This window comes from Legionella londiniensis (genome assembly GCF_001467825.1).
GTDB classification, from domain to species: domain Bacteria; phylum Pseudomonadota; class Gammaproteobacteria; order Legionellales; family Legionellaceae; genus Legionella_A; species Legionella_A londiniensis.
The window spans coordinates 327,717-340,274 of the sequence record NZ_LNYK01000014.1; the positions used below are offsets into that span (position 1 = coordinate 327,717).

Genomic DNA, 12,558 nt, shown 5'->3' on the forward strand with positions numbered 1-12,558 from the left:
TTAATCAAGCTAACATCTATTTTAAGGTTTTGCCATAAAATTGTGCTATTATTAAACAACAAAAGGATTTGCTACTGTGATAAAGAAAATACAGTTGTGGCTATACGCCAGCATCGTCTTTTCATGCTTGACAATCATTCTTGGCGCCTCAGTGATGATTGGGTGGCATTCAGGGATCACCTTGTTGCTGCAGTATCAAACCGGCAGCATAGCCATGGTTTATAACACTGCTTTATCCTTCGCGGTACTTGGAATTTGCATCATATTGTTGCTCTTTCATTATTATAAGGCTAGCCGGTTTCTTGCCATATTCATTATTGTCCTCTCCTCCCTGGCGCTTCTTCAAACTATTTTTGATATTGATTTGCACGTAGATGAGCTGTTTTTGAAACATTATTATAACGTCGCTAACCACTTCCCCGGGCGAATGGCTCCAAATACCACTGTTTCGTTTATTATGGCAGGAACAGTTATCCTGATTATTGGGCGGGCTCACTGGACCTTCAAGATGGGTGTTCTGGCATCCGTTTTGACCATTTTTCTGCTGTTTATGTCATTGTTATTTGCAAGCGGCTATGCCTCTTCGCTTCAAAATGCTTATGAATGGAGTCGGTTTACCCCTATGGCACTTAATACAGCCTTGGGATTTATACTGATGTCTGTAGCCATGTTATTTGCTCTGTTATATAGGTGCCGATATCACGGTATGTCTGTATGGCCTGCAATGCCCGTGATACTTGGCCTTGGAATGTTTTTAATTAACAGCCTGCTGGCTTTGTCGGTACATAAGGAACAATATGCCAATCAGATAAGCTCATTGCTGCCATTTGTAATTTTTATACTTGGGACAATATTCACCTTGTTATTTACTTTATTGCTTTATTATGTGCAGCTCGAAAGGAAGCGGGCAAGAGAGGAACAAAAACTCAGGGCACTGACAGAAGCAACACTCGATGCGACAGGTGATGGCATTATTGCCTGGAATCATAAAGGGATTATCACCCATTGTAACCATAAATTTTCCGAGTTATGGCAATTGCCTATGGAACAAGTTCAAGGAAAAACCATTTTATATTTACTGAAGGAGATGTCTCACGAAGCAGAAGATGAGAACAGTTTTCGTGAAAATATGAATACGCTTATCCAACCCGCAAAAAACTATAGCCGCATGACCCTGAAACTCAAAGGAAGCCGATTTTTTGAGGCCCATATGCAAACCCAAAAGACGCCAGATCTACCGTTGGTTCAAGTATTAAGTTTTCATGACGTTTCTGATGCAAAAAATCTTGAAAAAGACATGATGCACCGCAATACGCATGATCTTTTAACAGGATTGCCGAATAAAGCCTTGATAGCGGATCTGTTAGAAATGGCCATTCAAGGCGTCTTACACAACAAACATCAAGTGGGTGTATTTATTATTGATATTCATAAATTTACACAAATCAATGACGTATTTGGCCGAAGCAAGGGCGATGAACTCATCCGTATGATTGCCGAAAGATTAAAAATCGGGATTGGCAAATTGGGCACCTTGTGCAGGCTTGGAGGAGATGAATTTGTCGTTATCGCTTCATTAAGCCATGACACCGACAGTCAAAAAATAATTGATCATATTCTGTCTGCATTAAAACCAAATATTGAATTCTACGACGCTCAACTGACCATATCCTGCTTTGTGGGCGTGTCAATTTGTCCTCAAGACAGTATCGACGCAGATGAACTGTTACGCTGCGCGGATATTGCCCTGATTCGCGCAAAAAAACAGGGAAGAAACTCCTTTGTATTTTATGCCAACGAGTTAGGGGAATATACCTATGAGCGTATGCTGCTGGAAAATGAACTTTATGTTGCATTGGAAAAAAAAGAATTTGAACAATATTATCAACCGTTGATTGAGTTGAAAACCAAAAAAATTTATGGCTTTGAGGCTTTATTGCGCTGGCAGCACCCAAGGTTGGGCTTGTTAACCCCGGATAAATTTATTTCCATCGCCGAAGAGTTAGGCTTGATGAATGATATCGGAACCTATGTCGTAAATCAGGTTTGCCATCAATTGAACCAGTGGCGGCAACAGAGGCTGCCGCCTGTCAAAATATCTATCAATGTTACGGCCCATCAATTTAAAAATAATCGTTTGCTTGACGACATCAATGAGGCTTTAATGCGTTATGATTTGCCGCCTTCATATCTTGAAATTGAATTGACTGAGCAAACGCTTCTCGATTGCTCCAGGGAAATATTACATACTTTAAAAATATTAAAAGCAAAAAACATCCTGATCGCTTTGGATGACTTTGGTACGGGGTATTCCAGCCTCAACTACATTAAAAAATTCCCTCTGGACAAGTTAAAAATTGATAAGTCTTTTATTCGAGATTTGTTGCATAGCGAAGATAATAAAAATCTGCTTAAAGCAATTATTCATTTAGCTGAAGCAATGGAGCTCTCAGTTTTATCTGAAGGAATAGAAAATCAGGAGCAGCTGGACTTTCTTATTTCCAATCGCTGCGTTTATGGCCAAGGTTTCTTGTTTGCCAAGCCCATGCCCTCATCTGCATGCTCTAATTTTCTAAAAAAATACAAACATGGAGTTATTGCTTTCAAACTCGATTGATCCATTTTTTGCTCAATTTGAATGAGAGATTTCGCATGAAATAGTCAAAGCGGCTATTGCTCATACTGGAAAACAAGGTAAGCTATGGGCAGCCTGTAACTGCAAGACAATTTGAAAAAGAAGCTTTCGCCTTATTTAAAAACAGGTTGAGTCAATCAGGAATTGCAAGAAAAGTGAGTATTAGTCAAACCCCAGTAAGGCCAGTTTTAGCGCCTCAATAAAATGTGATTGAATTAATTTTAGCAAAGGAAAATAAAGTGAATTCTTTTTTTCAAGAACCATTGTCTGGTGTCTATGAGGTTAAACAGGAGAACCTGATTTTTAGCAGCGATAAAAATAAACTGGATATCGCTTATTTACAAGAGCAGTTATCCTCTTTCTATTGGGCTGAAAATATTTCCTTACCGCGTTTGAAACGCTCATTACTTCAGTCTCTATGTTATGGATTATATGAGGACACCAGGCAATTAGGGTTTGCAAGAGTTGTAACAGATTTTTCTCAAGAAGCAATGCTATGTGATGTTTTTATTGATCGCAAGCACCAAAATCGAGGCCTCGGTACGTTTTTGATAAACAATGTTCTGGAAAGTCCAATCACTCAAGATTGTTTTCGATGGATTTTGTTGACTAAAGATGCCCATCTTTTTTATCAAAAATTTGGATTTGCCCAAAGTGAGTTAGCGATGCTTCGCTTAACAGAACCCAATTATTAGAATTAACAGCTTGGAAAAGACGCAGGAGTTAGACATGATTGCCCACGTTGGAATTTATGTTGAAAATTTGAAAGATAGCAGTGCCTTCTATACCATATTATTGGAAACAATCGGTTGGAGCGTCATATTTAAAAATGATTTTTGTGTTGCATTTGGTAAAGAAAATACACCTTTTTTTGAGATTTATACAGGGAAGGCTGCTTCATCACCGTTCCATATTGCTTTTGATTGCGCCTCGCAGGAAGAAGTGAACACATTTTATAATACAGCCATCAGCTTAAATGCCAGAGATAATGGGGAGCCAGGTTTTAGAGATTATTTTCCAAATTATTATGCCTGTTATGTGATTGATCCGAATGGCCATAACCTTGAGGGATTATATTTTGGAAAATGAGCAGCTCATTAAATTTGATTTAAACATTCACATGAAACGGTCTTTTTCATCAGAATCTGGACCGAATCTTTAAAGTATGAATTTTTACCCAAGAAGGACATGCAAGTAAAATCCCAAAAACAAAAAAATAAAAGGAGCTTGAGTTTTGCCTCCGATCAACAAAAAATCTTGTAGTCAAGACTGGCTTTTTACTTTTTCTCTGGTAACATTGGTAATTTTCTTCCTGTAATTTTCATTAAAATTATCCTGTGGATAATTTTTTAATCATATCGTCAATTTTTATGATTTCAAATAACGCGATTCATAAAAATCCAATGTTGACAAGGACTTTTGGCGATAATTTCTATTCTCTCTTCATTTAATTTATCCACAAAATCTGTGGATAAATCTGTGAACAGCCTATTAAAAGCCTTGAGAAACAAGCCCTTTTCATAGGTGGCTTGCGATTTTCCAGGGTTTCCATTTGGGGTACAAAGTGCCCGCAGCATAGAAGAACAAAATGAAAGATTGCCAGGAATACATTACACTTGATTATATAAATAAATGGAGTCGAATATCTAAAGCCAGGGAATCGGTTTATGAGCAGATCAGGAAAACAATATTGTCCCAGAGACATTATATTGACTCAACAGGAAGAATCTCATGGAGAGCCAAGCTTCTGTTGCATACCGGAGGCGGGGGCATCAAATGATTTTTTTTCGTTTTTGGGTCGCCTGTTCCGGTCAAATCTTGCCAAATGGACTGCAGGCTTAAGCCCTGCCGCGTTAGGATCCTCCTATTCTACCTGGCTTTGGCAGTTGGCACAGTCTCCTGAAGTGTTATGGGAGCTTGCTTTTTATCCTATTAACCATGCCCATGATTGCATGAATAATATCATCTGTGTTGAGCGCGCAGCTGGAGGCAAAGATGTCCGTTTTAAAAAAGACAGCTGGCAGCCTATGCCTTGGCGCTTGTTTGCAGAAGGGTTTTTGCAAGCCCAGGACTGGTGGGAGCGGGCCACGAATGTCCCAGGGTTGTCAGAGCCTGTGAAGCGCACTGTTTCTTTTTGGGCGCGCCAATGCCTTGACGCAGTCTCTCCGTCCAATTTTGTATTGACAAACCCTGACTTATTCCGTGAAACATTACATTCCGGCGGGCTTAATTTGCTTAAGGGCAGCCAAATTGCCTTTGAAGAGTGGCTTGAAAAGATAACTGGCGCGCCTCCTGCTGGTTCAGAACATTTCATCCCGGGAAAACAGGTGGCCGTTACTCCAGGAAGAGTGGTTTTTCAAAATCGCCTGATTGAACTGATTCAATACGAAGCCCAAACCAAAACTGTCTATAAGGAGCCGATATTGATCCTGCCGGCCTGGATTATGAAATATTATATCCTGGATTTATCGCCACATAATTCCCTGGTGAAGTGGCTTGTAAAGAAAGGACACACGGTATTTATCGTCTCCTGGCGTAATCCTGATAAAAAAGACTGCGATTTAGGGATGGATGATTACTATCGCCTCGGCGCTATGGCTGCAATCGATACAGTATCAGCCATTCTGCCTGAAGCCAAAATTAACCTGATGGGCTATTGTCTGGGTGGCACCTTGGCCATGATTACGGCTTCCGCGATGGAAAGAGATAAAGACCGGCGCATAAACAGCCTCACCCTGCTTGCGGCCCAAGGCGATTTTACAGAAGCTGGTGAATTAATGCTTTTTGTTACAGAAAGCCAGGTGGATTTTCTGAAAAATATGATGTGGGATCAGGGTTATCTTGATACCAAGCAAATGGCTGGGTCATTTCAGATGCTGCGTGCCTACGATTTAATCTGGTCTAAAATGGTACAAGATTACATGCATGGGATGCGGCGCGGAATGATTGATTTAACCGCATGGAATGCCGATGCTACCCGCATGCCGTATAAAATGCACAGTGAATACCTTGAAAAATTATTCTTAAACAATGATTTTGCAGAAGGACGTTTTATGGTTGAAGGTCAACCTGTAGCGGCTGAAAACATTCGGCTGCCAGTTTTTGCAGTGAGCACTGAAAAAGACCATGTCGCCCCCTGGCAATCGGTTTATAAAGTCCATCTGATGACAGAGGGAGATGTGACTTTTGTGCTCACCAAGGGGGGGCACAATGCAGGCATCATCAGCGAACCTGGCCATCCCGGACGTTTATATCGCATTCATCAACATTTGCAAAACGATGCCTACCTAAATCCGGAAGGCTGGCTTGAAATCGCAGAAAAACGGAATGGCTCCTGGTGGCCAGAGTGGCATGCCTGGCTTGTGAAGCAATCTTCTAAAAAACGCGTTCCCGCACCAGGCACAGATGCTTCCCTTCCCCTGGCGCCGGGAAGTTATGTGCTACAAAAATAAAAGGAACCGCCTCTGGGGTTCTTTGCAAAACCTAAATAAAATTAAATGCTAAACTGATAAAAAATTAATAGAGAGAATATCATGCAAGCAGGACATCATCACGCTGAAAATCAGCACCGCCCCCTCAAGGACCACAGCGGGCACCACCAACACATGGTAGCGGATTTTCGCAAGCGGTTCTGGATAGCGACGCTTATCACCATTCCCGTCCTTCTTCTCTCGCCCATGATCCAAGATTTCCTGGGCATCAGGGAGTACCTTGCTTTTACCGGCGACAGTTATGTCTTGTTTGGCCTGTCATCTTTCATTTTCTTTTACGGCGGCTGGCCTTTTCTCAAAGGCATATACAATGAACTTCGCGATTTCAAACCGGGAATGATGACTTTAATTGCCATCGCCATCACGGTGGCTTACGTTTATAGCTCCGCTGTGACATTTGGCGTGCAGGGCAAAATCTTTTTCTGGGAGCTTGCAACTTTAATTGACATCATGCTTTTAGGCCACTGGATTGAGATGCGCTCTATTTTGGGTGCAAGCCGGGCACTGAAAGCGTTGGTTAAACTCATGCCGTCCGAAGCACATAAGATCATGCCGGATGGAGAAGTGAAAGACGTCCTTATTGATGAGTTAGAAAAGGGCGATAAAGTTCTCATTAAACCAGGTGAAAAAATTCCGGCAGACGGTGAAGTGGTGAAAGGTGAAACCAGCGTCAATGAGTCGATGTTAACCGGTGAATCCAAGCCTGTTTACAAATCCAGGGGAGCCAATATTATCGGCGGCTCCATCAACGGCGAGGGGTCTATTCAAATTATAGTCAGGAAAACAGGAAAAGAATCATTCTTATCACAAGTCATTGAGCTGGTTCGTGAGGCGCAGGAAAGCAAATCAAAAACGCAGGATCTGGCTAATCGAGCCGCTCTTTGGCTAACCATTATTGCTTTAACAGGCGGCGCTATTACATTACTGGTTTGGTTGTTTTTTACCGCTGAGGATTTTGCGTTCGCGTTGGAACGGGCGGTCACTGTCATGGTCATTACCTGCCCGCATGCCCTGGGTTTGGCAGTGCCTTTGGTAGTCGCCGTATCCACAGCCATTGCAGCAAGCAACGGCCTTTTAATCCGAAATCGCGCAGCCTTTGAACGGGCACGTAAAATCAACGCAATTGTATTTGATAAGACAGGAACCTTAACAAAAGGTGAATTTGGCGTGACGGATGTTTTAGTCCTGGATACAGAATTTTCAAAAGAAGACCTGCTGAATTTTGCGGCAGCGGTTGAATCCCACTCAGAACACCCCATCGCAAAAGGCATTGTAAAATCCGCCAAAGAACAATGGGAGGTCGAGGCATTCAAATCCATTCCAGGCAAAGGAGCAGAGGGAATTGTTAAGAAAAAATCGGTTAAAGCCGTAAGCCCAGGTTATTTAAGGGAACAAGGTATCAAGATAAATAACAACGAGGTTCAAAAACTGACTGCGGAAGGAAAAACGGTTATCTATGTTCTCCTTGAAAATAAGTTAGCCGGTGCCATCGCTCTTGCCGATGTTATCCGTCCTGAATCCTTCGACGCCATAAAAAAACTTAAAGAAATGGGCATCAAGTGCCTGATGCTGACTGGCGATAATAAACAAGTCGCCGAATGGGTTGCAAAAGAAATTGGACTCGATGACTATTTTGCTGAAGTCCTGCCCCAGGAGAAAGTGAAAAAAATAAAAGAGGTACAAAGCCAGGGATTTCTTGTGGCCATGGCAGGAGACGGCGTCAATGACGCCCCGGCATTGGCGCAAGCCGATGTTGGCATTGCCATTGGCGCTGGAACAGATGTGGCCATTGAAACAGCAGACATTATTTTAGTGAAATCCAATCCCAAAGATGCCGTGGCCATATTGGCATTAGCCCGGGCAACCACCAATAAAATAATTCAAAATCTCATTTGGGCAACCGGATATAACGCCTTTGCCATTCCTGTCGCCGCCGGGGCACTCTATACCTATGGCATTTTGTTATCACCCGCAATGGCTGCGATTCTTATGTCATTAAGCACGGTCATTGTTGCCGTCAATGCAAAATTACTGCGAATCAAACAGGGAAGTTAAATTATCCTGCTTATGACTAATCATTACAATAAGCCCGAATAATGGACAATCAGCTAGAACATAGCCATAACAAAAAAGATATCAAGGAACGAATTGCATCTCCTCATCAGCAAAATTACCTGCGGGACTGGATATACGGCGGGATTGATGGAGCGGTCACCACGTTTGCCATTGTGTCTGGCGTCGTGGGCGGGCATCTGTCGGCGCTTGTGATATTGATTCTTGGGTTTGCTAACTTATTTGCGGATGGCTTCTCAATGGCTGTCAGCAATTATATTGGTACCAAATCAGAAGAAGACCAGTACTACAAATACAAATCTATTGAAGCAAAACACATAGATTTAGCGCCAGAGGGTGAAAAAGCAGAAATCAGAGAAATATTTAAGCAGAAAGGATTATCAGGAACCCTCCTGGATTTGGTGGTTGATGAAATTACTTCCAATAAAACCTTATGGATTAAAACCATGCTTCAGGAAGAGTACGGGCTGCCGCAAACGCCCCGCAATCCGGTCAAAGCTGGGATGTATACTTTTTTTGCCTTTCTTTTATTTGGATTAATTCCATTAGTTCCTTATGTTTTAAAACTTACAGATCCTTTTTTCTGGTCTTGTTTCAGCACTGGAGTTACTTTTTTTATCATTGGGTCAATAAAATCTCTTTGGTCCGTAAAGCCATGGTATTATTCCGGCATGCAAACATTGATGCTCGGCTCTGCAACCGCAACGCTTGCCTATCTCATAGGCCGGTTTCTTCATGCTTACCTTGCTTAACCTGAATGACAACAAACTGGCGGCATGGCTTATTCCGGATTGCGCTTCGGGCTTTTATTTCAGATTTTTCGCGATCGCGAAACACCACATAGAATGCATATAATTAACCAAAAATAGAATAATCATTGCGCAGGTAAAAGGATGAATAGCTATCAACAGACTCAACCGGGATTAAGGGCTTACAAACAAATTGAACTCAACAGCACGAAGAATCTTCAGTTTTTTCTGGATAAACACAGCACCAAGGAAGGAACCTGGGGACATCTGAACGTTCATGAAGGTACTGTTGACTTTGTTTTTCTCGATGGCCAGGGAAATGAGCTTTTGCGCCGTACCTTAAATCCTGAATCGCCAACCTTTGTGATACCGCCCGCATCATGGCATAAAATTGCCTCAACAAGCAAAGATTTCAGGGCTAACTTGCAGTTTTACTGCCAACCCCATCGATATTTTGAAAAAAAATATCGTCTTGCGCCTGTTCATCACGATTTATTGTATATCCTGCAAACCTACCTGCAGGAGCGAGAGGAAATGTCTATTTTGGACATTGGCTGCGGCTCGGGACGAAATCCTTTGTATCTTGCCTTATCCCGGCACAGTATTCTCGGTATAGATAAAAATGAGGGCCTGATTCAAAATATTCGGGATATTGCAGAACAAGAGCAATTATCGAATATGGACACCCTCGTTCATGATTTGAATCAACCGCTGCCCATTAGGGACAAGTGTTTTGACTTTATCTACTCGACCGTGGCCCTGCAATTTTTACACCCCGCCACCATTCAGCCGTTACTGACAAAACTGCAATCGCTGACCTTGACAGGAGGAATGCATTTTCTGGTTTTTCCAATTAAGGCTAAACCCTACAGTTACCCCGATAGTTTTACTTATTTGGCAGAAACAAATGAGCTCTATCATTTTTATCAAGACAGCGGCTGGTCTATTTTAGAATACAGAGAAAAACCAGGCCAATTGCATAAGCTGGATGAAAGCGGCAAGCCCAAACAAGGCATGTTTGGGCTGCTGCTCGCCAGGAAGCATTTATAAAACTTCCAAGGGTGCTGATGGCAAAAAGCCTTTCTTGAATCCGAAGATGCCAGGATGGGAGCAATCCCCTACCTCCCCTCTTCAATAGAAAGCAATTCTTTCAAGGCTATTTGGTTATCAAGAATATCCGCAAGCGTGTACCTCTTTAACACAGCCAAAAAACTTTCTTTTGCCTCAAATAAAATACGTTTTAACTTGCAAACAGGCGCGATGCAGCAGGTTGCTTTTTCCTGATTAAAACAAGGCACCAAATCAAAATTTGGTTCGAGCTTGATAACCAACTCCCCTAAATTAATTGTTGAGGGGTTTTGTGCAATCATAATCCCGCCGCTTTTGCCGCGAATGGTTTTAATCACACCCAACTTTGATAGATTGTGAATGATTTTTAGCAAATGATTGGATGATATTGCATAAGCATTGGCAATATCGTTAATGGTGCATAACTCTTTTCTCAATGCAACATAGATCAATGCTCTCAATGAATAATCGGTAAACTGGGTTAACTGCATATAAAATCACTCTAAATCATTTCTTGACTGGTATTATTTCTTTTTATAAGATGCATTTCAAATACATCTTTAAGGAGTATACCATGCCTGAATCATTATTTGAGCGCTTAGGCGGCCAAAATGCCGTCAATACTGCTGTTGATATCTTTTACCGCAAAATGTTAACTGACAATAGGGTCAGTCATTTTTTTGATGACGTCGATATGGAGCAGCAAATCCTCAAGCAAAAAGGTTTCTTAACTATGGTTTTCGGCGGGCCAAACAATTACAGCGGCAAAAACATGCGCGAAGGCCATCGCCATTTAATCAAGCGCGGGTTAAATGACACTCATGTGGATATTGTCATTGAGCACCTGGGAGCAACTTTGCGAGAGCTCGGCGCTAGTGAAAAAGATATTCAGGAAGTAGCCGCTATCGCCAACAGCGTGCGTGATGACGTATTAGACAGGTGATGCTATGACTGAACTGCATTACCATGAGCAAGTCCTCCATTCCCTGGAGGGAGAGTCCGTGCTTGATTGCCTGTTGCGGCATGAAATCGATTATCCTCATGCCTGCCGCTCGGGTGTTTGCCAGGCCTGTTTGATAAAAACAAGTGAAAGCCCAATCGACTCACAATGGCAGCAAGGCCTGCCTGATACTTTAAAATCTCAAGGATACTTTCTTGCTTGTCAGGCCAAACCGGCGAACAAAATCCATTTGAAAGACCCGGATGCCGCGGAATGTGAACAACAAGCCCTGATTACGGAGCTCTCTCCCCTCACTCATAATGTCATTCGAGTCAAACTGCTAGCGGAACACCTGGAAAGCTGGATCCCGGGGCAATACCTCAATCTAATCAATCCTGACGGCATATCGCGAAGCTATTCCATCGCCAATATACCGGCTAAAGAAGGATATATTGAACTGCATATCAAGCTTCAGGAAAACGGAGCGATGAGCGGATGGTTGCGGAAAACAGCGGTTGTTGATATGGCGATTCATATTCGCGGCCCTTTTGGCAAATGCTATTATATGAATCCTGAAAAATCATCATTTGACATGCTGCTGGCCGGAACCGGTACAGGATTAGCCCCTTTATTAGCCATCGCCAAAACTGCTTTAAGCGAAAAGCATCAAGGCAAAATCAGCCTAATCCACGGAGGATGCCAGGACAGTGACATCTATTATGCTGAAGAGCTGCAAACACTGGAGCTATTTTATGAAAATTTCAAATACATTCCCTGTGTTTTAAAATCCAGTGGGCTTTATCCTGAGGCTGATATTTTCGATAAAACGCTCTCTTGCCTGTCTCCTGACATCAACAATATGCAGATATATGTGTGCGGGCCAAAAGAAACTGTAAATAAATTAAAAACAAAGGTGTTTCTGGCGGGTATTCCTTCTGCAAAAATTTTTAGTGACCCGTTTTTCTGAAACGAAAAACAACGAGGCATAGAAGAGATCTCATCATCCTAAACCATGGTTGCATAACTTGGCAGCAACCTCCCGGTAATGCGTTTTTGTTTTTGCTCTTTTATTTATATTGACTCGATTTTACTCAATCAAACATTCTATCGCTTTACAAGCAGCCATGGAGCCGAAGCAAATTTCCACATGTTTAAAGCTGCTTTGTTTCATTAAATAAGCAGATATCGTCAAAAAATCTAAAACTCAAGCCGAATGACTTGTTCTTTCAGGCAAGAAAATCTTGCAGTCAAGGCTGGTTTTTTACTTTTTCTCTGGTAATATTGACAATTCATTTCCGGCTAATTTCATTCAAAATATCCTGTGGATAATTTTTTACTCATCTCGCCAATTTTTCTAACTTCAAGTAATGCAGTTCATCAAAACCCAATATTGACAAGGGCTTCAGGCTATAATTTCTATTCCCTCGCCTTTTAATTTATCCACAAAATCTGTGGATAAAGCTGTGAACAGCCTATTAAAAGCCTTGAAAAACAAGCCCTTTTCAGGAGTGGTTTGCGATTTTCCAGGGTTTCCATTTGAAGTGCAATGTACCGTGCTACGGCTAGCTAGAGCATGTCTTAATCTGGTTCGGTATCGAATTC

At 42.0% G+C, this 12,558-nt stretch carries 10 protein-coding genes; 9 read left to right on the top strand and 1 reads right to left on the bottom strand.

Annotated features, from left to right (window positions below; genetic code table 11):
* The first annotated feature begins 76 nt into the window (after window positions 1–76).
* From Llon_RS05080 to Llon_RS05115, 7 genes are all read left to right on the top strand, one after another.
* The gene (locus Llon_RS05080; protein ID WP_237758262.1) at window positions 77–2,617 is read left to right on the top strand and encodes a putative bifunctional diguanylate cyclase/phosphodiesterase; all 2,541 of its coding nucleotides are present in this window, start codon (window positions 77–79) and stop codon (window positions 2,615–2,617) included.
* Between the two features lie 257 nt (window positions 2,618–2,874).
* Complete coding sequence (locus Llon_RS05085; RefSeq protein WP_160149075.1) at window positions 2,875–3,330, top strand: GNAT family N-acetyltransferase; 456 nt, start codon at window positions 2,875–2,877, stop codon at window positions 3,328–3,330.
* Window positions 3,331–3,364: 34 nt separating this feature from the next.
* Window positions 3,365–3,724, top strand: a complete 360-nt coding sequence (locus tag Llon_RS05090; RefSeq protein WP_058528971.1) for a VOC family protein — start codon at window positions 3,365–3,367, stop codon at window positions 3,722–3,724.
* Window positions 3,725–4,302: 578 nt separating this feature from the next.
* Complete coding sequence (locus Llon_RS05100) at window positions 4,303–6,087, top strand: PHA/PHB synthase family protein (RefSeq protein WP_058528973.1); 1,785 nt, start codon at window positions 4,303–4,305, stop codon at window positions 6,085–6,087.
* Between the two features lie 81 nt (window positions 6,088–6,168).
* On the top strand, window positions 6,169–8,181 hold the full coding sequence (locus tag Llon_RS05105) for a copper-translocating P-type ATPase (RefSeq protein WP_058528974.1): 2,013 nt from the start codon (window positions 6,169–6,171) through the stop codon (window positions 8,179–8,181).
* Between the two features lie 41 nt (window positions 8,182–8,222).
* The gene (locus Llon_RS05110; RefSeq protein ID WP_058528975.1) at window positions 8,223–8,951 is read left to right on the top strand and encodes a VIT1/CCC1 transporter family protein; all 729 of its coding nucleotides are present in this window, start codon (window positions 8,223–8,225) and stop codon (window positions 8,949–8,951) included.
* A 141-nt stretch (window positions 8,952–9,092) separates the two neighbouring features.
* On the top strand, window positions 9,093–9,998 hold the full coding sequence (locus Llon_RS05115; protein WP_058528976.1) for a TehB-like domain-containing protein: 906 nt from the start codon (window positions 9,093–9,095) through the stop codon (window positions 9,996–9,998).
* Between the two features lie 68 nt (window positions 9,999–10,066).
* Here Llon_RS05115 and Llon_RS05120 read toward each other — a convergent pair whose 3' ends face one another.
* On the bottom strand, window positions 10,067–10,507 hold the full coding sequence (locus Llon_RS05120) for an Rrf2 family transcriptional regulator (protein WP_058528977.1): 441 nt from the start codon (window positions 10,505–10,507) through the stop codon (window positions 10,067–10,069).
* Between the two features lie 83 nt (window positions 10,508–10,590).
* On the opposite strand from Llon_RS05120, the gene Llon_RS05125 reads away from it, so the two are divergent.
* Window positions 10,591–10,959 carry a group I truncated hemoglobin gene (locus Llon_RS05125; RefSeq protein WP_058528978.1) on the top strand — a complete coding sequence of 123 codons (369 nt, stop codon included), beginning with the start codon at window positions 10,591–10,593 and terminating at the stop codon, window positions 10,957–10,959.
* A gap of 4 nt (window positions 10,960–10,963) precedes the next feature.
* Entirely contained in the window at window positions 10,964–11,923 is a 960-nt protein-coding gene (locus Llon_RS05130; RefSeq protein ID WP_058528979.1) for an FAD-binding oxidoreductase, read from the top strand.
* Window positions 11,924–12,558 lie beyond the last annotated feature (635 nt).